Here is a 22,446-nt window from a genome sequence, read left to right on the forward strand (position 1 = left end):
CTAAAAAGAGGCTACAGTTGTAGTGACTACTTTCATGCTAGTATTCGCCACAATCCTGTTAGTCTCTTTTTGTCATCATGGTTTTTCTCCGTCAGCAATTGTTGTTTATCTTTATTGCCTTTTTATCCACCTGTATCGGTGTATATGTTGCATGGGATATGAACCTGACTTGGCATAAGTTTTATAACTATTTGATTTCAGAAAAAGCTATTTTTTCAATTCTATTTAACTATGCCGTAATTCAACTATTTTTTATTGTAGTTGGTCGTAAGTATACGGCTCTTTTTTTAAGCCAATTATTCGTTATATTTTTAAATTTTATTAATAAGAAGAAGCAACAATATCTATTTAGTAATTTAAGCCCTGAAGATATTTTTTTACTTCCTGAGGCTATGAAAGCGACTCCTTGGCACTTACAGCTCATCTTTTTTATGCTGATTATTTTCTTTCTTATTGTACTGCTTATCGCTATACGTAAAGAAAGTAAAGCTACTTTTCACGCCTATGTTCCTAATATTATTATTTTTGCATTGCTTGCAAGTGGCTTAATTTACTTAAATTTTATTAAAAATCCCACAGGAGCGTGTTTTTCAGAAAATAAACCTATGATTTGTGCCAGCTTACAAGAATTTCCAAATACGAGAAATGACTGGATCGGCGACTATCGAAAAATTCAAGATTACGGGTTTGTGACTTTTTACGTATCTAAGGTATTGGATAATGTAACCAGTGTTTTATTACCTAACCGTAAAGTATCTGAGCAAGAGATACAGCAGATTTTGCAGGAACATCATTTGGTTCAATCTTTAGAAGACAATGAGAAGGAATATCCGAACATTGTTATCGTGATGGAAGAATCTTTTTGGGATTCTCATCATTTAGATAGTGATTTACCAAAAGACTTACTATCTTTTGTTCATCAAAATCAGGTCTCTAATTTACTGTCTCCTTCTTTTGGAGGAGGTACTGCGAATGTTGAATTTGAAGTTCTTACGAGCCTCAATACAACTTTTTTCCCAAATGAGTTGTTATATGTTTCTAAGCTGAAAAAGCCAATTTATGCATTACCTTATTATTTAAATACAATTGGTTATCAAACAATTGCAATGCATAATAACTATGGTTATTACTATAATCGCAATAAGGTATATCCAGCATTGGGGTTTGATAAATTTATATCACTTGAAAATATGATTGCCCAAAAAGATCGGTCTACAGTCTTTAATTTAGGTGGATGGGCCACAGATGATCTTATTTTTGATTCGATTAAGTCTACTTTAGAAGAGAACGAGCAACAGCCAAAGTTTATTTATGCGATTACTGTTGAAAATCATCCTATGTATAACGATGATCGTTTTGGTAAGCAAAATTATAAATTTAACAAAGAGCTGTCTGAGACTGAAAAGCAAAAGTTAAGTACTTATACTGCTGGAACTGCGCGTGCTAACCAAAAGTTAAAAGAGCTCGCTGAATATTTAAAGACAGTAGATCGACCAACAATTTTAATTGCTTTTGGCGATCATTTGCCGAATCTACAAGAAGTTTATGAGAGTTATGGATTTTTTAAAGATGATTCTGAGCGAACTAATTTAAAAAATTATCAGACACCGTTTGTGGTATGGAGCAATTATAAATTAGATAAGAAGCCTTTGAAGCAACCTTATATTGCCGCAAGTTTCGTTGCTCCAAAACTATTAAAGCTAGCAGGGTTACCTTTATCTGATTACTATCAATTTGTTGATGATGTTTCGAGTTGTTATAGTGCCATTCACCAAAAATTTATCAATGAAAATCCAACGTGTAATTTTGATAAGAAAGCGCTGTTAAAAGGTTATGAGAATCTAAATAAGGATGTATTAGATGGACATAATCATACTTATAAAATTATGCAGAATAACCAAAAAGAGATGGAACAATAATGTTCCATCTCTTTGAGATGAACTCTATTAAGACTGAATTAATCCAGTCAATTCATCTACATAATGTTGCATTGGCTGAGCTTGGCGGTCTGCACGGCTTTCAATATTAAGACGTAACAAAGGCTCGGTGTTTGAAGCACGGACATTAAAACGCCACGCACCAAAGTCGAGGCTTACACCATCGGTACGGTCAATTTCCGGATTTTGAGCAGCATAGAAATCAAAAATCTTTTGAATAGTGATTTGTGTATCAGTTACTTTAAAGTTGATTTCACCACTACAAGGAAACTTGGCAATCATATTTTCAACGAGGGTTGAAAGTGATTGCCCAGTTTCAGAAAGCAGGGCAACCGTAAGTAACCACGGAATCATACCGCTGTCACAGTAAGCAAAGTCACGGAAATAGTGATGAGCACTCATTTCCCCGCCATATACGGCATTGTGTTCACGCATAACGTCTTTAATGAACGCGTGACCAGATTTTGACTGTACAGCAACACCTTTGTATTCATCTACGATATCAAACGTGTTCCACACTAAACGTGGGTCATGCACAATTTTTTCGCCTGATTGTTTAATCAAGAAAGCTTGAGCCAATAGACCCACAATATAGTAGCCTTCAATAAACTGACCTTTTTCATCGAACAAGAAACAGCGGTCAAAGTCGCCGTCCCATGCAATACCCATATCTGCTTTATGCTCAAGAACAGCATTTCGGGTACTGTCACGGTTTTCAATTAAAATTGGGTTGGGGATGCCATTTGGGAAAGTACCATCTGCTTCATGATGAATTTTAATAAATTCAACTGGTACATTAAGCGCTTTAAATTTTTCTTCAATGGCATCAATCACATGACCAGCTGCACCATTACCCGCGTTTACCACTAACTTTAATGGACGGATTTTTGCAGGTTCAATATAAGTAATTAAGTGATCAACGAACTCAGGCAAAATGTTATAGCTTTGCGTTGTACCTTTTTGGCTAACTTCTTCAAAGTTATTAGTTTCTGCTAAAGCCTGAATTTCTTTTAAACCAGTATCGGCACTAATTGGACGAGCATTTTCGCGAACCAATTTCATACCGTTATAGTCCATTGGGTTATGACTGGCAGTAACTTCTATACCACCTTGTACATCTAGATGGAAAGCAGCGAAATAAACTTCTTCAGTCCCCGTCATACCCAAATCAAGAACGTTCACACCCGCATCATTTAACCCGCGGATGGTCGCTTGTTTTAAGGCTTCACTGCTTAGACGAATATCACATCCTACAACCACAGTCTTTGGTTTATAGATTTGTCCGTAAGCGCGGCCAATTTTATAGGCGATTTCTTCATTCAATTCGGTGCCGAGTTTGCCTCGGATATCATAAGCTTTAAAACACGTTAAAGTAGTCATTATTCAATTCAATACATGTGGTTTGAGTTGTGTGCACATTATACATAGATCATGAAACAGGTATGTTTATAGTTTTATATTCAAATTTTTCATTCCATTTCTGTAGTTCATATTTAAGTTTATAAGAAAGTATTTTTACGACTTTAGTCTAATAAATAAATTTATAAATTAGAAATTACTTGATTTTACTTAATACTATTGGTCATACCAATTATGGTGATTATTTAATTGTTGATCTTGCCAATATCTGTGTTTATGATGCGATCTGCGGTTTAAGGAATAACATTTGCACTTAAATTTTAATTGGTAATACCAATTGTGTTGAATGTTTAAAAATTTAAGGTAAAAAAATTCGCCCCGGCATTTCAAGGAGATGACAATGCTCAATATGTGGCAACAACTTTATGACCCTTTAAATAATATTTGGCTGTCCAGTGCGGTTGCGTTAATCCCGATTATTTTCTTCTTTTTGGCATTGGCTGTTTTTCGTTTAAAAGGCAGTATCGCGGGTACGGGCACAGTCATTATTGCATTATTGATTGCGCTGTTTTTTTATCAAATGCCGGGTCAAATGGCCTTTGCATCTATTATTTACGGTTTCTTCTATGGTCTATGGCCAATTTCGTGGATCATTATCGGGGCAGTGTTTCTATACAAGATTTCGGTAAAAACAGGCCAGTTTGAAGTTATCCGTTCAAGTATTTTGTCGATTACTGAAGACCAACGTCTGCAAATGTTACTGGTTGGTTTTGCATTTGGTACTTTCCTTGAGGGGGCGGCGGGCTTTGGTGCTCCTGTTGCAATTACCGCTGCACTACTTGTCGGTTTAGGCTTTAAACCACTTTATGCTGCTGGTTTATGTTTGATCGTAAATACAGCACCAGTTGCGTTCGGTGCAATGGGTATTCCAATTATTGTGGCTGGGCAGGTGTCGGGTGTAGACACTATGGAAATTAGCCAGATGGTGGGGCGTCAGTTGCCATTTTTAACGCTAATTGTGCTGTTCTGGATTATGGCGATTATGGATGGCTGGCGTGGTGTTAAGGAAACTTGGCCTGCAGTGTTGGTCGGTGGTGGTTCGTTTGCGATTGCCCAGTATCTCACCTCTAACTTTATTGGCCCTGAGTTACCAGATATTACTGCTGCAATTGCGTCTTTGGTCAGCCTGACTTTGTTATTCCGTGTGTGGAAACCAAAACATATTTTCCGTTTTGAACCTGAAGCGGGTCAGACTTTGACTCAGCAACCTACAACAGTTCAACGTTATAGCATTGGGAAAATTGCAAAGGCATGGTCTCCATTTGCTATTTTAACAGTCATGGTCACGATCTGGAGTATTAAGCCATTTAAAGCATTATTTGCAAAAGATGGGGCTCTTGAACACTGGATTTTTAAGCTTGAAGTGCCGTATTTGCATAAATTGGTCGAAAAAATGCCGCCAATTGTGGCAGAGATGAAACCATACGAAGCGATTTATAAGTTTGACTGGTTCTCTGCAACAGGTACTGCAATTTTTATTGCTGCAATTATCACTGCTATTTTCTTAAAAATGAAAGCAAGTGAGGCAGTAACAACCTTCGGTGAAACACTCAATGAGTTGAAAACACCGATTTACTCGATTGGTATGGTGTTGGCATTTGCTTTTATTGCGAACTATTCAGGTTTATCTGCAACTTTGGCTTTGGCTCTATCGCATACGGGTCATGCGTTTACTTTCTTCTCGCCATTTTTGGGTTGGCTTGGTGTGTTCCTTACGGGTTCAGACACTTCTTCAAATGCTTTGTTCTCGGCATTACAGGCAACTACAGCACAGCAAATTGGTATTCCAGAAGTATTGCTTGTGGCTGCAAATACCAGTGGTGGCGTAACAGGTAAGATGATTTCTCCACAGTCGATTGCGATTGCGTGTGCAGCAGTAGGCTTAGTTGGAAAAGAATCTGACTTGTTCCGTTTCACGGTAAAACATAGCATCATATTCACTGTCTTTGTTGGCATCATTATTACGGTTCAGGCTTATCTGGTTCCGTGGATGATTCCATAACTCCAGTGAAGGAAACGCGATGAGAATCTCCGATCAAGTGGTCATGAAATTGCAGGCATTAATTGAAGAGCGTCACATGAAAAAAGGTGACCGCTTGCCTGCCGAACGCCAGCTTGCAACTAGCTTAGGAGTTTCTCGTCCGTCTTTGCGTGAAGCCATTCAACAGCTCAATAGTCAAGGTGTACTGATTAGCCGCCGTGGCGATGGGACTTATATTCAGCAGTTACCTGAACAGTGGCCACAGCAACTGATTGTGAACCCAATTAGTAACTTGATTGAAGAAGATCCGTTATACCGTTTTGATGTGCAAGAGGCGCGGTTATTACTTGAAGGTGGCACGGCATGGTATGCCGCATTACGTTCAACGCCTGAAGATCGAGCCAAAATTCATCATTATTTTAATGAAATTAGCCGCCATCAAAATGCAGGTGACTCGGCACAGGCCGCGGTGGCAGATGCAGAATTTCACTTAGCAATTGCTGAAGCCTCTCACAATGTGGTGCTGATTCAAATGATGCGAAGCCTGTTTGATTTACTGCAATACAACGTCTTGTTAGGGCGTAAAAAAGTTTATAACGACCCCGTAAATGGTGACTTGCTGAGCGAGCAGCATTTTCAGGTGATGGATGCTATTGATCGTAAAGATCCCGAGGCCGCACGCCAAGCTGTCTGCGGTCATATTGAATTTGTGATTAACCATGTACGTTCTCTGGATGAAGACGAAGCTCGCCAGAAACGTGCAAATCGTTTAAATAGAGTTGATTCAAAATGATTATTTCTTCTGGCAATGATTACCGTGCTGCGGCACAACGTCGCTTACCTCCATTTTTATTTCATTACATCGATGGTGGAGCGTATTCGGAATATACCTTAAAGCGTAACGTACAAGATTTGTCAGAAATTGCATTGCGTCAGCGTGTGCTGAATGACATGTCCGCGTTGAGTTTAGAGACAAAACTGTTTAATGAAACGCTATCGATGCCAGTTGCCTTGGCGCCTGTGGGTTTAACAGGTATGTATGCACGCCGTGGTGAAGTACAAGCCGCAATGGCAGCCGATAAAAAAGGTATTCCATTTACGCTTTCAACGGTTTCTGTTTGCCCGATTGAGGAAGTTGCACCTGCAATTAACCGTCCGATGTGGTTCCAGCTTTATGTGTTACGTGACCGCGGTTTTATGCGTAATGCTTTGGAACGTGCAAAAGCGGCGGGTTGTTCAACACTGGTGTTTACCGTAGATATGCCTGTGCCGGGTGCACGTTATCGTGATGCCCATTCGGGTATGAGTGGGCCAAATGCTGCGATGCGCCGTTATATGCAATCAGTATTTCATCCGCACTGGACATGGAATGTCGGTTTAATGGGGCGTCCGCACGACTTGGGAAATATATCTAAATATTTAGGTAAGCCGACTGGGCTTGAAGATTATATTGGTTGGTTAGGCTCGAACTTTGACCCATCCATTTCATGGAAAGACCTTGAGTGGATTCGTGAGTTTTGGGATGGCCCAATGGTGATTAAAGGTATTTTAGATCCTGAAGATGCCAAAGATGCTGTGCGTTTTGGTGCAGATGGCATTGTGGTATCAAATCACGGCGGTCGTCAGTTAGATGGCGTGATGTCATCTGCTCGTGCATTACCTGCAATTGCCGACGCAGTTAAAGGTGATTTGGCGATTTTGGCTGACTCAGGCATTCGTAATGGTTTAGATGTGGTGCGTATGTTGGCGCTCGGTGCCGATACGGTTTTACTTGGCCGTGCGTTTGTTTATGCCTTGGCAGCAGCAGGTGGACAAGGTGTGTCGAACTTACTTGATTTGATTGATAAGGAAATGCGTGTTGCGATGACGCTCACGGGTGCTAAGTCGATTTCGGATATTAATGCGGATTGTTTAGTACAGGCGATGAAGCTCTAACGTTTCCGTATTAACTTTGATGATATTGGCACGACGGAGTCTTATCGAGAAAAGTTCAATATAAGTAGCTAATTGACGTTACTTTTTTAAAAAAGTAACCAAAAACTTTAGTTTCGATGACGGTACGTCCTTGCTACTGCATCGAAACGGCGGCATCCCTGCCGCCAACCACGATAGTAAATATAGGGCTGGTTCGAATTAGAGAATGAGCTAATTAAATTATAAATTACAAACGGTAAGATCCCGTCGTGTTGGTCTAATTTGATAAATGGATGACCAAAAGGAAACCATCATGCAAACACTTTCTCCTCAAGCAGTGATCGAACGTTTACAAAATATTGTAGGGCGTTCTTATGTTTTGACCGATGACCAAAGCACGCGTCAGTATCGTCAAGGTCGTCGTTTTGGTGAGGGGAAAGTGCTTGCTGTAGTGGTGCCAGGAACCTTGCTAGAGCAATGGCAGGTTTTGCAGGCGGCAATTGAGGCAGATTGTATTGTCATTATGCAGGCAGCAAATACAGGACTCACTGGTGGTTCAACGCCTTATGGCGATGACTATGACCGTCCTGTTTTAGTCATGAGTACACGCCGAGTAAAGGGTATTCAAGTCATCCATGACGGCAAGCAAGTCATTTGTTTACCGGGTGCAACCTTAGATAATTTAGAGCAAATTTTAAAAGGCTATAATCGAGAACCGCATTCGGTCATTGGTTCATCGTGTATTGGGGCTTCAGTACTGGGTGGGGTGTGTAATAACTCTGGTGGTGCACTGGTACGCCGTGGACCCGCGTATACTGAACTGGCGTTATATGCTCAGGTGAATGCCACTGGTCAATTAGAACTGGTGAACCATTTAGGCGTAAATTTAGGTACGACTCCCGAAGAGATTTTGACGCGTTTAGAGAAGCAGCAGTACCAAGCTGTAGATATTTTAGATGACAGTGAAAAACAGGCATCGGATCATCGCTATGCGCATGATGTGACTCAGGTCGATGAAGATACGCCTGCTCGTTTTAATGCAGACCCGTCACGTTTGTTTGAGGCTTCGGGTTCGGCAGGTAAAGTCTGTGTGTTTGCTGTACGCCTTGATACCTATGAAAAAGTAGAGAGCTGTGTTTTTTATATTGGTAGTAATGATGCCGATGATTTAACTGCTATTCGTCGTTACTTACTGACCTCACTGCCAAGCTTGCCAATTGCAGGTGAATATATTCACCGTGATGCTTACTTGATTGGTGAAAAATACGGAAAAGACACATTCTTATTTATTGAAAAGTTTGGTACAGCCAATGTTCCTAAAGCTTTTGCGATGAAAGATAAAGTCGATGGCTTTTTAGAAAAATTTAAAATTAAAGGCTTAACAGACCAGATTTTACAGGCGATAACCTTCTTTTTACCGAGTCATTTGCCGAAGCGTATGACCGAATATCGAGATCGTTATGAGCACCATCTAGTTTTACGTGTCGAAAATAATTCAAAAGCACAGACCGAGCAGTTTTTAAAAGAATATTTTGCAGTGCATCAGTCTGGTCACTATTTCGTATGTAGTGAAGAGGAAGGACGAAAGGCGTTCTTGCACCGTTTTGCGATTGCGGGGGCGGCAATTCGTTATCGTGATACACACCGTAGTGAAGTTGAAGATATTGTGGCGCTTGATATCGCTCTACGCCGTAATGATCGCGAATGGGTAGAGCAACTACCAGCCGAGATGGAAAATAAAATCATCCATAAACTCTATTATGGGCATTTCTTTTGTCATGTGTTCCATCAGGACTATATTCTTAAAAAGGGCAATGACCCGTTAGAAATGGAACATCAAATGTGGAAATTACTCGATGCACGCCGTGCTGAGTATCCAGCAGAGCATAATGTTGGGCATCTCTACATTGCCAAACCTGCATTGGCCAATTTCTATCAAAAACTCGACCCAACTAACAGCTTTAATGTGGGGATTGGACATACCTCAAAACTGAAATATTGGGGTAAAATCAAACCTTAATATCGAGACATAAAAAAAGGCGCCGAAGCGCCTTTTTTTAATAAATGCTTTATGCTGCTTCTACTGATTTAGCAAGCACTTCAGACATCGCTTTAGCAACAGTATAAACATTTTTCATGTTTAAGCCTGCTACACAAATACGGCCACTACGTACTAAGTAGATTGCATATTCTTCACGCAAGATATCCACTTGCTCAGCAGTTAGACCTGTGTAGCTGAACATACCTTTTTGGTTTACAAGGTAGCTAAAGTCACGGTCTGGTAAAGCTTTAGTAAGTTCATCTTTCAAGATGCTACGCATTTTAATAATACGCTCACGCATCTCTTTGACTTCGCCTTGCCATTGTTGGTTAAGTTCAGCGTCATTTAACACTTCATCAACTAACCAAGCACCTGTTGTAGGAGGGCTAGAGTAAATACGGCGTACAGTCGCTTTTAACTGACCGAATGTACATTGAGCAGCTTCTGCATCGTCACATACGAAAGTTAAGCCGCCAACGCGCTCGCCATATAAAGAGAAGATTTTAGAGAACGAGTTGCTCACAATGAAGTTTAGACCTGCTTGGTCTAAAGCACGGATTGCATACGCATCTTCTTCCATACCGTCACCAAAACCTTGGTAAGCGATGTCTAGGAATGGAATAAGGTTACGATCTTTTAATACTGCAATTACTTGGTCCCATTGCGCTGGGTTTAAGTCAGCACCCGTTGGGTTATGGCAGCATGGGTGCAACAACACAATGCTTTGCTCAGGCAAAGTTTTAAGTGTAGAAAGCATACCGTCAAAATCTACACCGCGCGTTTCTGCATCGAAATATGGGTAGAAATGAGTCTTAATGCCAGCGCCATTGAAAATCGCAACGTGGTTGTCCCAAGTTGGTTGGCTCACCCAAACGTCTGAATTTGGGAAATAAGTTTTTAAGAAATCCGCACCAACTTTTAATGCACCTGAACCACCAAGTGTTTGGATAGTTACAGCACGGCCAGCTTTAACTGCTGGGCTGTTTGCACCAAATAAAAGTGCTTGAATTGCTTCACGGTAAGGTTTGAAGCCTTCCATTGGCAAATAAAGTTTGGTTTTACCGTTCTTAGGCTCAATACGCTTTTGCGCCTCGATAATGGTCTCTAACTGAGGAACAATGCTGTCTTCGTTATAATAAAGACCAATACTCAAGTTTACTTTTTCAGAACGAGTATCAGCATTGAACTGTTCCATTAAAGAGAGAATTGGATCGCCTGCGTATGGGGGGATATGTTGAAACATCAAAAAAGTCCTTTCATTCAACAATATGCATAGTGCTGGGTTTTTTCTGTCTCGAAAAATACGCCACAACTATGTCGATGCTCAATAATGTATCAATAAAGCTACCGTGAAGCACCTGATAATTTCACTAATATCGATATTTTCTGGCTGAAAATGATAAAAAGATTTAAAAGAAATTACGGTAAATAGAAACTAATTTCTAACTCATGCTTTCATTCAAGCAGATTGTCTACAATCTTGCTGTAATACATTGGTTGTAGACTAAAGTTTGAAACAAAAGATTAGAGGCCGAAAAGCAACTAAAAAAGTGCCATAAATTTATAGGTAAATTAATATTAACTAACTGTTTTATAAATATTAATTGGCAAGTGGTGGAATGCTATAAATATAAGGTGAGGTAACAGGACTAGCGATAAAAATTGACCTGATGCGTTCTGTAAAGTGTCAACAATTACCTTGATTTTTTTCATTCATCCCGCTATAAAACTCATAATTGATTAAAAATTGTCGACAATATGCAAGATTTGACCTTCGCACCAGAGCCACTACAAAGTCAGGGAAGAACACTGACCGAGAATGTATTTAAACAAATACAGACGGCAATTGTTTTGGGTCAAATTCCGGCAGGTAGCAAAATTTCTGAACCTGAATTGGCGCGCACTTACGGCATTAGCCGTGGGCCTTTGCGTGAAGCGATTCATCGCCTTGAAGGGCAGCGTTTGGTTGAGCGCACTGCTCATGTGGGCGCGCGCGTGGTTTCGCTCTCACTGCAACAATTCAAAGAGCTTTACCAGATTCGTGCATCTTTAGAAGGTTTGGCTTGCAAACTTGCCGCACAGCATATTGATAAAAAGCAAATTTTGGCGCTACGTGATGTCTTGCGTATGCATGCTGAAGATGAAAACTTTAAAGCTGGTAAAGGATATTACTTGCAAGAAGGGCAGGACGATTTTCACTACTGCATTATCAAAAGTAGTGGCAATAAAACCCTAGAAAAAATGCTATGTGATGAGCTTTATCACCTCATCCGTATGTACCGAATTCAGTTTTCAAACACACCTGATCGACCGAGCAAAGCTTGGGACGAACATATCCGTATTTTAGATGCAATTGCAGAAGGCGATGGTGAACTTGCCGAGCTGCTCATGCATCGACATATCAATGCTTCTTACAAAATTATTGAGCAAACACTGCTACAAGCACAAGGAGAACATAACAATGGCTAAACAATCCGCAGGTCAGCTATTTCGCGATGCCGTAGCCCAAGAAAAGCCATTACAAGTGGTTGGAACCATCAATGCCAATCATGCACTTTTGGCAAAACGTGCAGGTTATAAAGCGATTTACTTATCAGGTGGTGGTGTAGCAGCTGGTTCTTTAGGCTTACCTGATTTGGGAATTAGTAACCTTGATGATGTGTTGACAGATGTACGTCGTATTACCGATGTATGTGATCTTCCATTATTGGTCGATGCGGACACAGGCTTTGGTGCTTCTGCATTTAACATTGCCCGTACTACAAAAGCACTCATCAAGTTTGGTGCTGCGGCAATGCACATTGAAGACCAAGTGGGTGCAAAACGTTGTGGTCACCGTCCGAACAAAGCCATTGTGACTCAAGAAGAAATGGTTGACCGTATTAAAGCAGCGGTTGATGCGCGTGGTGATGACAGCTTCGTGATTATGGCGCGTACTGATGCGTTAGCGGTTGAAGGCTTACAAGCGGCAATTGACCGTGCGGGTGCCTACATTGAAGCTGGTGCAGACATGTTGTTCCCTGAAGCCATTACCGAGCTTGATATGTACAAGCAATTTGCTCAGAAGACAGGCGTACCAATTTTGGCAAACATTACCGAGTTTGGTTCTACACCACTGTTTACCACTGAAGAGTTGGCATCTGCCGATGTAAGCCTTGCGCTTTATCCACTTTCTGCTTTCCGTGCCATGAACAAGGCAGCCGAAACTGTGTATGAAACCTTGCGTAAAGAAGGTACACAAAAGAACGTGGTTGATATTATGCAAACGCGTAAAGAGTTATATGAACGCATTAATTACTACGCGTTTGAAGACTACTTAGACAACGCATTTGCTAAAAAGAAGTAATAAATTAAAAAGTTGATTAATTGGAATCTGATACTCGGAGGCGTCATCTGCAACTGTTTGAGACAGGACTACATTTTTTAAAATTGGTTCTGCGATAGATAGGATATTTGATGGTTGTGGACGAGTTTTGCAGATGACAATGGTTTTGCCTACTTTTGCCAAAACAAAAGTAGGTCGAACCGAAGGTTAATCCTGAAATAAGAAGTGAAAATGGTACGACTCCGTCGTGCTTAATAAATAAATTCAGATAGATAGGAAAGGACAATCTTATGAGCTCAAATGAAACAACAACAGGCTTCAAACCAAAAAAATCAGTTGCACTTAGCGGACAAGTTGCAGGCAACACAGCACTTTGTACCGTAGGACGTAGCGGTAACGACTTGCACTATCGTGGCTATGACATTCTTGACCTTGCAGCGGGTAGCCAGTTTGAAGAAGTTGCTCACTTGCTCGTACATGGCAAATTACCAAACAAAGCTGAACTCAAAGCATATAAAGCAAAATTAAAAGCGCTTCGTGGCTTACCGGCAGCACTGAAAACAGCACTTGAGCAATTACCACCGTCTGCACACCCAATGGATGTGATGCGTACAGGTGTTTCAGTACTAGGTTGCTTAACGCCAGAACACGAAGACCACAACGAAGCGGGCGCAAAAGACATTGCTGACAAATTAATGGCAAGCTTAGGCTCAATGCTGCTTTATTGGTACCACTTCAGCAACAACGGCCGTCGTATTGAAGTTGAAACAGATGACGACTCAATTGCAGCGCATTTCTTACATTTACTTCATGGCGAAAAACCATGTGAAGAATGGATTCAAGCGATGCATACATCACTTATTTTGTATGCTGAGCATGAGTTTAACGCATCAACATTTACCTCACGTGTGGTTGCAGGTACAGGTTCTGACATGTACTCGGCAATTACAGGTGGTATTGGTGCACTTCGTGGACCTAAACATGGCGGTGCCAACGAAGTTGCATTCGTGATTCAACAACGTTATGACAATCCAGACGAAGCAGAAGCGGATATCCGTAAACGTGTTGAAAATAAAGAAGTCGTGATCGGATTTGGTCACCCTGTATATACAGTTTCTGACCCACGTAACGAAGTAATCAAGAAAGTGGCGCATGACTTAGCGCAAGCACAAGAGAACACCAAAATGTACCTTATCGCTGAGCGTTTAGAAGCAGTGATGAAAGAAGTGAAAAACATGTTCCCGAACCTCGACTGGTTCAGTGCGGTGAGCTATCACTTAATGGGTGTTCCAACTGCAATGTTCACACCATTGTTCGTAATTGCACGTACAGCAGGTTGGTCTGCGCACGTGATTGAACAACGTCAAGACGGCAAAATCATTCGTCCAAGCGCGAACTACACAGGCCCTGAAAACCTCAAATTCAAACCATTGGCGGAGCGTGGTTAATGAACACAAAATACCGTAAGCCGCTGGCAGGTACCCAGCTTGAATATTACGACGTGCGTCAAGCCGTTGAAGATATTCAGCCAGGCGCATACGAAAAACTGCCTTACACCTCTAAAGTACTTGCAGAGCAATTGGTACGCCGTGCCGATGCCGAGAACTTAACTGCTTATTTAACGCAGTTGATTGAACGCCGTCAGGACTTAGACTTTCCTTGGTATCCTGCACGCGTGGTGTGTCATGACATCTTGGGTCAAACTGCATTGGTTGACCTTGCAGGTTTGCGTGATGCGATTGCTGAGAAGGGCGGTGACCCATCTAAAGTCAATCCAGTTGTACCAACACAGCTTATTGTTGACCACTCTTTAGCAGTGGAATACGGTGGTGCTGACCCAGACGCTTTTGCAAAAAACCGTGCTGTTGAAGACCGTCGTAACGAAGACCGTTTCCACTTTATTGAGTGGACTAAAACCGCATTTAAAAATGTCGATGTGATCCCTGCTGGGAACGGCATTATGCACCAGATTAACCTAGAGAAAATGTCTCCGGTCATTCAGGCGCGTGATGGCGTAGCATTCCCAGACACATGCGTCGGTACAGACTCACATACCCCACATACCGACGCTTTGGGTGTAATCTCTGTAGGTGTGGGTGGTTTAGAAGCTGAAAACGTAATGTTAGGCCGTGCATCTTGGATGCGTCTGCCAGACATCATTGGTGTTGAGTTGGTTGGCCAACGTCAGGCAGGCATTACTGCAACAGATATCGTACTTGCTCTAACAGAGTTCTTGCGTAAAGAACGTGTAGTGGGTGCTTACCTTGAGTTCTTTGGTGAAGGCGCTGACAGTATGTCTGTGGGCGACCGTGCAACCATTTCGAATATGACACCAGAATATGGCGCTACGGCTGCGATGTTCTACATTGACCAAAACACAATCGACTACTTACGCCTAACAGGCCGTGAAGATGCTCAAGTGGCATTGGTTGAACAGTACGCAAAAGAAATCGGCCTTTGGGCATCTGAAATGACTAAAGCAGAGTACCCACGTGTACTACGTTTTGATCTATCGACAGTAACACGTAACATTGCTGGTCCATCAAACCCGCATGCACGTGTTTCAACGAGCGACCTAAAAGAAAAAGGCATCGCAGGTGTTGTTGAAAACCGTTCTGATGGCTTAATGCCAGATGGTGCAATCATTATTGCTGCAATTACTTCATGTACCAATACTTCTAATCCACGTAACACCGTGGCGGCAGGTTTGTTGGCACGTAAAGCAAATGAACTTGGCCTAACACGTAAACCGTGGGTGAAAACCTCATTTGCACCGGGTTCAAAAGCGGCTGCACTTTACCTTGAAGAAGCAGGTGTTCTAAAAGACTTAGAGCAACTTGGTTTTGGTATTGTGGCTTACGCTTGTACGACGTGTAATGGTATGTCGGGTGCGTTAGATCCAGCTATTCAGCAAGAAATTATTGACCGTGACCTGTACGCAACTGCAGTACTGTCTGGTAACCGTAACTTCGATGGCCGTATCCATCCATATGCAAAACAAGCATTCTTGGCATCTCCACCGCTTGTTGTGGCATATGCAATTGCGGGCACAATTCGTTTTGACATCGAAAAAGATGCGTTAGGTCATGACAAAGAAGGTAACCCGATTTACCTCAAAGACATCTGGCCATCTGACGCTGAAATTGATGCCTTAGTTAAAGAAGCCGTGAAACCTGAACAGTTCCGTAAAGTCTACATTCCAATGTTTGACTTGGGCGAAGTTGAGCAAGCGAAGAGCCCGCTTTACGACTGGCGTCCACAAAGTACTTACATCCGCCGTCCGCCTTACTGGGAAGGGGCGTTGGCTGCACCACGTACTTTGGCGAACATGCGTCCGCTTGCGATTTTGGGTGACAACATTACTACCGACCACTTGTCGCCTTCAAACGCGATTTTGATGGACTCGGCTGCGGGTGAATATCTTCACAAAATGGGCGTACCAGAAGAAGACTTCAACTCATATGCAACGCACCGTGGTGACCACTTGACTGCACAACGTGCAACATTTGCCAACCCGAAACTCTATAACGAAATGGTTCGCCGTTCAGACGGTACCATTAAGCAAGGTTCAAAGGCGCGTGTAGAGCCAGAAGGCGAAGTCATGCGTATGTGGGAAGCGATTGAAACCTACATGAACCGTAAGCAACCGCTAATCATTATTGCGGGTGCTGACTATGGTCAGGGTTCAAGCCGTGACTGGGCTGCAAAAGGTGTACGCCTTGCAGGTGTTGAAGCAATTGTAGCAGAAGGTTTTGAGCGTATTCACCGTACCAACTTGGTGGGTATGGGCGTGTTACCGCTTGAGTTTAAACCGGGTGTAAACCGCAAGACTTTAAAACTAGATGGTACAGAGCTTTATAGCGTGATTGGTAATATTGCGCCGCGTTCGACTTTAACTTTAGTGATTGAACGTGCCACAGCGGATGGTAAAGAAGAGATTGTTGAAGTGCCTGTGACTTGCCGTTTAGATACAGAAGAAGAAGTTTCTGTATATGAAGCGGGCGGTGTATTACAGCGTTTTGCGCAAGACTTTTTAGAAGGCCAAGTGGCTTGATACTTTAGTTAAACATTGTTGATATTTTTGAAAAAACTCCCTACTGTAAAGTGGGGTTTTTTTATAAATGTTATATGAGTATGAACGATATAAAAACAGTGAGAATCAGTACAGCTAAAGAATTATTTGATACAGTTTCTTTAGATTATAAAAATTTAATAGTTGATTATAGTGAGAATATAAACTTCATAAACTATTTTGATCTTAAACCAGAAGATTATTTGTATTTTGCAAAAAGTGATCTTATGAAAAAAGATAAAAGAGGTTTAATTAATGCATTGTCTAATGCTAAAAGAGCAATAGATTGTTTAATTGAAAATATATTAAAAAATTTTAATATAAATATAAAAAAATTACCAAAGGTTGCACTAGATTTTTGTGAAGAAGTTTTAGATGACGAAAGCAAAAATATTAAACCATTATCATTCCGTTTGTTTTGTGCTTTAGGACTTTCTCCAATTATATTAGTAAAAGAAGTAAGAAGTTTAAGAAATAAAGTAGAACATGAGTTTAATAATCCGCAAAAAGAAGATGTTCTAAGGGCTTGTGAAGTTGCAGAATTATTAATAAATAATTTAAAAGCTAAAGAGGTCTATTCATGTGGAATAGAGATTTCTGATATTCATCGTACTAGACATACCTCACAGGGGGGTATTAAAAGTATAAGATTCGACTATACATTTGTGGGAGATATTAATAATGGACGTTTTAATATTTATTTCTATGATTCGAATAAGGGGATTTGCCAATACTTTCTAAATCCAGAAGATAAAATATACTATTATTTTTTAAAGGCAATGTTTATTGCTGAGTTTGATACAGATGAACTAGAATTATGTATTAAAAGAATTGTAAGAGAAATAAATCCAAATTTAGATTTAGATGAAATAAATATAAGAATTTAAAAATAGAATATTATTTATCAAAAAAAAGCCCGACATCCTGTCGGGCTTTTTCGTATTTGGTTGCTAGATATGACTCCTGTCGTATCTCACGATCCTGATGCATGAACCTATTATTGTTGTTTTATGTTCCGGAACATCCTGTTCCTCTATGAACTCATCATAGAAAAAAAGCAGAGGACAGCCAATCCGCTAAATCCCTAAATCTGTGTAAGATAAATCGTACAAATAACATTTTTTGCATTTATGCCATCATCATCGGGCGAAATGGACAATTGACATTCACTTTAAGTGGGTTATATTCCTGTTTAATATATATACGATTATAGGAATGTAATCATGGTAACAGCTGGCGAAAAACCCGGAACAGGCTTCTATTTCTGTGCTCAGTGCGGTCATAGAGTGTTTTTAGAAATTAATACCGACCCTTTACCACCTTGCACCAAATGCTACTGCACACAATTTAAACGTTAAGAATGAAATAATATTTGCGTTCGCATTTAACAAAAAGCCCTGTCACCCGATGGGGCTTTTTTGTTAATTTAAAAATAAGACTTACATAACAAGACCCGTGATGGGCATGAAGAAGGAAACCGTTATGGAAACGATATTGGGTTTATGTATTGGTGTGGGCCTGAGTGCTGCCTGCGGTTTTCGCGTGTTTGTGCCGCTACTGGTCATGAGCATTGCCACCATGATGGGCTGGTTTGAGCCATCGAAAGGCTTTGAATGGTTAGCTCTGCCATCGGTGTGTTTGGCTTTAAGTGTGGCAACGGTGTGTGAAGTTGCGGCTTACTATATTCCGTGGGTCGATAATGCCTTAGACACAGTCGCAACCCCTGCGGCTATGATTGCGGGTACATTAGCGACAATGGCGGTGAGTAGTGGAGAAATGTCTCAGTTTGCCAGTTGGGCAGCAGCCATTATTGTCGGTGGTGGTACGGCAGGTGTGGTGCAAATGAGTACAGTTGCTGCACGTGGTGTTTCAACTGCAACCACAGGTGGCTTGGGTAACTTTGTCGTTGCAACAGGTGAGTGGATTGGCGCAATCTTACTTTCGGTTTCAGCAATGCTGGTGCCTGCACTTGTGGCAATAGTGGTGCTGATTGCAGTTATTTGGGTGGTGCGTTGGATTCGCCATAAAAAGCAAGAACAGGCGCATACCCCGCTATAAGTATATGCAAATATCAATTTTTAATAAGCATAAAAAAAGCCCGACATCCTGTCGGGCTTTCTTGTATTTGGTGATTAGATATGACTCCTGTCGTATCTCACGCTCCTGGTGCTTGAACGTATTATTGTTGTTTTGTGTTCTGGAACATCCTGTTCCTGTATGACTTCATATTAGAAAAAAAGTTGTAAGTCGCCAATCCGCAAAATCCTTAAAAGTTTGTAAGAAAAATCTTACATGAGTGAATGCTTGGGAAATGAGTTGTAGTAGAGGCATTCAAGCAGATAGGTAGAGCCTATTTTAAGAGTAATCCTTTAGGGCTAAGAGAAGAAAAAGAGTTGTTATTGATAACATTATGTTATTTTTAAATGCTGCTTATAAAAAGAACAACTTTTTGGGAGTAATAAATGACCGTTATGTTGGTAAAACCTCATTTAAGATTTAAAGATAGCTATAACAGCTACATTAATGAATTAGCTGACGAAGAACGTTACCCTTTGACAATGGATTTTGATCATAGAAATTTTGATGCGTTTTTGAACAAACTGAGTGACTATGAAAAAGGGAAATCTTTACATGAAGGCCATGTTGCCAACATTACGTATTGGTTGGTAGAGGGCAGTGAAATTATTGGTGTATCTAACTTAAGACCTAAGCTCAATGAACAGATTCAATATTGTGGTGGACATATTGGGTTAGGTATTCGTCCTTCTAAACGTAAACAAAATTTTGGTTCAAAATTGTTGGAGCTTACAATTCAGGAGGCATGGAAGCTGGGCCTAACTGAGTTACATATACATTGTTATAAATCTAATTTTGCTTCTGCAAAACTTATTGAAGCAAACAAGGGTCGTCTTCATTCCGAAATTACACTTGAACAAGTAGTTCAAAGATATATAGTGAATAAAACAATATGAAAATTTTCTTTCAGAGCATTTTTAAACAGTAATAAAAAAAGCCCAACATCATGTTGGGCTTTTTCGTATTTGGGTACTAGATATGACTCCTGTCGTATCTCACGATCCTGATGCATGAACCTATTATTGTTGTTTTATGTTCCGGAACATCCTGTTCCTGTATGAGTTCATATTAGGAAAAAAGAAGGGTGCCGCCAATCCGCAAAAACCCTAAAAGTTTGTAGGATAAAACGTACAAGAACGCCTTTTATTTATCTTATTTTGAATTCATCTTTAAGCCTCTGTGCCACAACAGACTTTAATTTTTTGCGCTGATTTAAAGTACAACACCATTGCGACACAGAGATAAAGAGCTAAGCCAACGCTTAGCCCAGACTACTTTTGTCACAACGCTGCATGACGCTGAAAAAATTAGGGGCAAAGTCCTGTGGGAGAACAGGACTTTGCAAACTGACATGTTCTAGGCGCTGCATCATTTTCGGGGAATAAGCTTTTTCAAGTTGCTGGTAAATACACTCACAACTGGCCTCGCTATGCCCACCTGACAGGCAAATTTTTTCAAACTCCTGTTGAGCATGAAGGCTGCAACCTGCAACACCTAAGCTACCGACTATGAAACTTAAAGCCAAAAAGGGTTTATAAATTTTCATATTATTCTCATGAGTATTTATACGTATAACTAAAATAAAAAATATATTTGCTTGGGAAATTAAAATAATTTTTTAAATAAAAGTTAATCCTCCTATGAATACAGGAAAATAAAATAATTAAAATTTTAAAATAAAATTAGTTTATAAATTTAAAAAAATAAGGCGTAAAAATCCAAATTTTAAATAAATAAAATAGTTAAAAAACAGAGAAAATAAGATTAAAAAATGTCATGGCCAACTCCTTAAAAAATGGAGTTCTACCACCAGATTACCGCGAATTAATTAGGGTGGTAGAACGAAAGGGGGTTGACAGACTGGAGCTCATAGACCCAGCACGCACGGGGCGTCCCCCTCCCGTCCTACCGCAAAGAAAGGGGGACGCAAGGGTCTAACGAATTATAGTAGAACTACAATCCGCTATGAGCTTACGGTCTGTCAAAACCGTCTGGCAATGTAGGCCAGCAACGAGATAATAATCGGTGATTTTAAATACGTCAATTTAATATTTAAAATATTTTTGATTTAATAATAAAACTAAATATTATTTTAAAATAAAAATATTATTATTAACTTTTTATTTATATTTGATGAGAAAAAATAATAGATATAGAAATATTTTGCCAGTTCCAAAAAAGAACTTGATTGTTAAGATCTATTTTTGTCGTTTTTATAGAGATAAGAATGGAACGAGTTGTCATCACAGGTATGGGAATTAATTCTTGTATTGGAAATACATTAGAAACAGTAACCGAGTCCTTAAAAGCAGGCCGCTCAGGCATTCGCTATAACGATGTCTATGCAAAACTAAACTTTCGAAGTCATGTGAGCGCCACTGCCGAAATGCATTTTGAAAATATCAATCCAGAATTAAAAAAACACATGGGCGTTTGCGCGATGTATGCCTACAACTCGGCACTCGATGCGCTACAACATGCCGATCTTGATGTAAATGATATTGCCAACAACTCAAAGTATGGCGTGATTGGCGGAACAGGTGGCACCTCAACAGCGTCCATCATTGACATGTTGCATACCTTAAAAGAAAAAGGCGCAAGCGAAGTATCGCCCGATTTAGCACCACGCTACCTCACCAGTACCATTAGCGCTAACCTATCGCGTGCCTTTAACTTAAAAGGTGTATCTCAATCGGTTGCGAGTGCCTGCGCCACTTCAGCCGACGCAATTGGTTATGCATATCACCTTATTGCGGCTGGTAAACAAGACCTCATGCTGGCGGGTGGCGGCGAAGAAGACCATTGGTCGCAAACGGCAATATTCGATGCGATGGGCGCCTTATGCTCTAAATATAACGATGCACCAGAAACCGCTTCACGCCCATATTCAGTAGATAATGACGGCTTTGTAATCGCCGGCGGCGGTGGCATGGTAGTTTTGGAGTCTTTAAGCCATGCCCAAAAACGTGGAGCAAAAATTTTGGCAGAAGTGGTTGGGTACGCTGCCACTAGTGATGGTGTCGATATGGTGGCCCCGAGCGGTGAAGGCGCGACACGTTGCATTAAACTGGCACTCGCAGAAGCTAAACAAAACGGCTGTGAAACCATCGACTATATCAACACGCATGGCACTTCAACGCCGGCAGGCGACATTCCCGAACTATTGGCCATAGAGCGAGCTTTTGGTGGCGAAAAAGTCCCGCCACTCAGTTCGACCAAGTCGATGACTGGGCATAGTTTGGGGGCAGCAGGCGTACACGAAGCGATTTATTCTATTTTAATGCTGCAAAATAACTTTATTGCGCCGAGTATTAATATTACCGAACTGCGCGAAGAAGCTAAAAAGTTCAATATTGTTCAAACGAGCCGAGAAACCGAACTCAAAACAGTGATGAGTAATAGCTTTGGTTTTGGTGGGGTAAATACCTGTCTGATTTTTAGAAAATGGGAAGGGTAGTTTAAACTCGAAATATATATGGGCGTGAGAAAAAGAATAAAATAGGTCATATATAGGGTTTTATAAGTGGTGGGAATTAATTAGTTGATGAATGACATTCACCCAAAAAGAAAAATATAGATAAGAGCTTTACTTTAAAATTTATAAAAACATGCAATTTATTGGTTTTTATGAATATTTTTAGCTTAAATACGTTTCCACTAAGTTGTGCTGGGAATTAATTA

Annotated in this window: 18 protein-coding genes; 14 read left to right on the plus strand and 4 right to left on the minus strand. The window is 40.6% G+C overall.

Translation table 11 applies throughout. The annotated features are described in order from the left end of the window. Positions 1–77: 77 nt before the first annotated feature. Positions 78–1,919, plus strand: coding sequence for an LTA synthase family protein (locus ABLC00_RS00380; RefSeq protein ID WP_033847016.1), 1,842 nt, complete (start codon positions 78–80; stop codon positions 1,917–1,919). Between the two features lie 27 nt (positions 1,920–1,946). Here the strand turns inward: ABLC00_RS00380 and ABLC00_RS00385 are convergent, their stop codons facing one another. Further along, the gene (locus tag ABLC00_RS00385; protein ID WP_033847017.1) at positions 1,947–3,317 is read right to left on the minus strand and encodes a phosphomannomutase/phosphoglucomutase; all 1,371 of its coding nucleotides are present in this window, start codon (positions 3,315–3,317) and stop codon (positions 1,947–1,949) included. 373 nt (positions 3,318–3,690) lie between these two features. Between ABLC00_RS00385 and lldP the strand changes: the two genes are divergently transcribed. From lldP to dld, 4 genes are all read left to right on the plus strand, one after another. Continuing rightward, on the plus strand, positions 3,691–5,358 hold the full coding sequence (lldP, locus tag ABLC00_RS00390; protein ID WP_170318170.1) for an L-lactate permease: 1,668 nt from the start codon (positions 3,691–3,693) through the stop codon (positions 5,356–5,358). Between the two features lie 37 nt (positions 5,359–5,395). Continuing rightward, positions 5,396–6,130, plus strand: a complete 735-nt coding sequence (gene lldR / locus ABLC00_RS00395) for a transcriptional regulator LldR (RefSeq protein ID WP_233759360.1) — start codon at positions 5,396–5,398, stop codon at positions 6,128–6,130. Next, positions 6,127–7,272 carry an FMN-dependent L-lactate dehydrogenase LldD gene (gene lldD, locus ABLC00_RS00400; RefSeq protein ID WP_033847019.1) on the plus strand — a complete coding sequence of 382 codons (1,146 nt, stop codon included), beginning with the start codon at positions 6,127–6,129 and terminating at the stop codon, positions 7,270–7,272. The genes lldR and lldD overlap by 4 nt, the downstream gene beginning before the upstream one ends. A 292-nt stretch (positions 7,273–7,564) precedes the next feature. Further along, positions 7,565–9,271 carry a D-lactate dehydrogenase gene (dld, locus tag ABLC00_RS00405; RefSeq protein ID WP_033847020.1) on the plus strand — a complete coding sequence of 569 codons (1,707 nt, stop codon included), beginning with the start codon at positions 7,565–7,567 and terminating at the stop codon, positions 9,269–9,271. Positions 9,272–9,320: 49 nt separating this feature from the next. On the opposite strand, the gene ABLC00_RS00410 is transcribed toward dld, so the two are convergent. Then, positions 9,321–10,535, minus strand: a complete 1,215-nt coding sequence (locus tag ABLC00_RS00410; RefSeq protein ID WP_000486244.1) for an amino acid aminotransferase — start codon at positions 10,533–10,535, stop codon at positions 9,321–9,323. A gap of 335 nt (positions 10,536–10,870) precedes the next feature. Next, a complete protein-coding gene (locus ABLC00_RS00415; protein ID WP_080775626.1) occupies positions 10,871–11,005 on the minus strand; it encodes a hypothetical protein in 135 nt (44 codons plus the stop codon). A gap of 45 nt (positions 11,006–11,050) precedes the next feature. Here ABLC00_RS00415 and ABLC00_RS00420 point away from each other — a divergent pair, with 45 nt between their 5' ends. The 8 genes from ABLC00_RS00420 to ABLC00_RS00455 all read left to right on the plus strand — a co-directional run bounded on the left by ABLC00_RS00420 (position 11,051) and on the right by ABLC00_RS00455 (position 19,661). Next, on the plus strand, positions 11,051–11,761 hold the full coding sequence (locus ABLC00_RS00420; protein WP_001153627.1) for a GntR family transcriptional regulator: 711 nt from the start codon (positions 11,051–11,053) through the stop codon (positions 11,759–11,761). Further along, a complete protein-coding gene (prpB, locus tag ABLC00_RS00425; protein ID WP_001118922.1) occupies positions 11,754–12,638 on the plus strand; it encodes a methylisocitrate lyase in 885 nt (294 codons plus the stop codon). The genes ABLC00_RS00420 and prpB overlap by 8 nt, the downstream gene beginning before the upstream one ends. A 269-nt stretch (positions 12,639–12,907) precedes the next feature. After that, positions 12,908–14,065 carry a 2-methylcitrate synthase gene (prpC, locus tag ABLC00_RS00430; protein ID WP_033847021.1) on the plus strand — a complete coding sequence of 386 codons (1,158 nt, stop codon included), beginning with the start codon at positions 12,908–12,910 and terminating at the stop codon, positions 14,063–14,065. Next, the gene (gene acnD, locus ABLC00_RS00435) at positions 14,065–16,671 is read left to right on the plus strand and encodes a Fe/S-dependent 2-methylisocitrate dehydratase AcnD (protein WP_033847022.1); all 2,607 of its coding nucleotides are present in this window, start codon (positions 14,065–14,067) and stop codon (positions 16,669–16,671) included. The genes prpC and acnD overlap by 1 nt, the downstream gene beginning before the upstream one ends. Positions 16,672–16,751: 80 nt before the next feature. Further along, a complete protein-coding gene (locus ABLC00_RS00440; protein ID WP_044423468.1) occupies positions 16,752–17,576 on the plus strand; it encodes a hypothetical protein in 825 nt (274 codons plus the stop codon). 336 nt (positions 17,577–17,912) lie between these two features. After that, the gene (locus ABLC00_RS00445; protein WP_001983336.1) at positions 17,913–18,047 is read left to right on the plus strand and encodes a zinc ribbon-containing protein; all 135 of its coding nucleotides are present in this window, start codon (positions 17,913–17,915) and stop codon (positions 18,045–18,047) included. A gap of 124 nt (positions 18,048–18,171) precedes the next feature. Continuing rightward, positions 18,172–18,747 carry a DUF4126 domain-containing protein gene (locus ABLC00_RS00450; RefSeq protein WP_044423396.1) on the plus strand — a complete coding sequence of 192 codons (576 nt, stop codon included), beginning with the start codon at positions 18,172–18,174 and terminating at the stop codon, positions 18,745–18,747. Positions 18,748–19,151: 404 nt separating this feature from the next. Then, positions 19,152–19,661 carry a GNAT family N-acetyltransferase gene (locus ABLC00_RS00455; protein WP_033847024.1) on the plus strand — a complete coding sequence of 170 codons (510 nt, stop codon included), beginning with the start codon at positions 19,152–19,154 and terminating at the stop codon, positions 19,659–19,661. 365 nt (positions 19,662–20,026) lie between these two features. On the opposite strand, the gene ABLC00_RS00460 is transcribed toward ABLC00_RS00455, so the two are convergent. Beyond that, positions 20,027–20,311: a hypothetical protein gene (locus ABLC00_RS00460; protein WP_033847025.1), complete on the minus strand. Its 285-nt coding sequence runs from the start codon at positions 20,309–20,311 to the stop codon at positions 20,027–20,029. Between the two features lie 681 nt (positions 20,312–20,992). Between ABLC00_RS00460 and ABLC00_RS00465 the strand changes: the two genes are divergently transcribed. After that, on the plus strand, positions 20,993–22,222 hold the full coding sequence (locus ABLC00_RS00465) for a beta-ketoacyl synthase N-terminal-like domain-containing protein (RefSeq protein WP_033847026.1): 1,230 nt from the start codon (positions 20,993–20,995) through the stop codon (positions 22,220–22,222). Positions 22,223–22,446 lie beyond the last annotated feature (224 nt).

Source organism: Acinetobacter nosocomialis, assembly GCF_041021905.1.
GTDB classification, from domain to species: Bacteria; Pseudomonadota; Gammaproteobacteria; order Pseudomonadales; family Moraxellaceae; genus Acinetobacter; species Acinetobacter nosocomialis.

Bases quoted from the DNA above. Each gene is read 5' to 3' on its own strand.
- ABLC00_RS00380 (WP_033847016.1), top strand. From the start codon at position 78: ATGGTTTTTCTCCGTCAGCAATTGTTGTTTATCTTTATTGCCTTTTTA.
- ABLC00_RS00385 (WP_033847017.1), bottom strand. From the start codon at position 3,317: ATGACTACTTTAACGTGTTTTAAAGCTTATGATATCCGAGGCAAACTC.
- lldP (WP_170318170.1), top strand. From the start codon at position 3,691: ATGACAATGCTCAATATGTGGCAACAACTTTATGACCCTTTAAATAAT.
- lldD (WP_033847019.1), top strand. From the start codon at position 6,127: ATGATTATTTCTTCTGGCAATGATTACCGTGCTGCGGCACAACGTCGC.
- dld (WP_033847020.1), top strand. From the start codon at position 7,565: ATGCAAACACTTTCTCCTCAAGCAGTGATCGAACGTTTACAAAATATT.
- ABLC00_RS00410 (WP_000486244.1), bottom strand. From the start codon at position 10,535: ATGTTTCAACATATCCCCCCATACGCAGGCGATCCAATTCTCTCTTTA.
- ABLC00_RS00415 (WP_080775626.1), bottom strand. From the start codon at position 11,005: ATGAAAAAAATCAAGGTAATTGTTGACACTTTACAGAACGCATCAGGT.
- ABLC00_RS00420 (WP_001153627.1), top strand. From the start codon at position 11,051: ATGCAAGATTTGACCTTCGCACCAGAGCCACTACAAAGTCAGGGAAGA.
- prpB (WP_001118922.1), top strand. From the start codon at position 11,754: ATGGCTAAACAATCCGCAGGTCAGCTATTTCGCGATGCCGTAGCCCAA.
- prpC (WP_033847021.1), top strand. From the start codon at position 12,908: ATGAGCTCAAATGAAACAACAACAGGCTTCAAACCAAAAAAATCAGTT.
- acnD (WP_033847022.1), top strand. From the start codon at position 14,065: ATGAACACAAAATACCGTAAGCCGCTGGCAGGTACCCAGCTTGAATAT.
- ABLC00_RS00440 (WP_044423468.1), top strand. From the start codon at position 16,752: ATGAACGATATAAAAACAGTGAGAATCAGTACAGCTAAAGAATTATTT.
- ABLC00_RS00445 (WP_001983336.1), top strand. From the start codon at position 17,913: ATGGTAACAGCTGGCGAAAAACCCGGAACAGGCTTCTATTTCTGTGCT.
- ABLC00_RS00450 (WP_044423396.1), top strand. From the start codon at position 18,172: ATGGAAACGATATTGGGTTTATGTATTGGTGTGGGCCTGAGTGCTGCC.
- ABLC00_RS00455 (WP_033847024.1), top strand. From the start codon at position 19,152: ATGACCGTTATGTTGGTAAAACCTCATTTAAGATTTAAAGATAGCTAT.
- ABLC00_RS00460 (WP_033847025.1), bottom strand. From the start codon at position 20,311: ATGAAAATTTATAAACCCTTTTTGGCTTTAAGTTTCATAGTCGGTAGC.
- ABLC00_RS00465 (WP_033847026.1), top strand. From the start codon at position 20,993: ATGGAACGAGTTGTCATCACAGGTATGGGAATTAATTCTTGTATTGGA.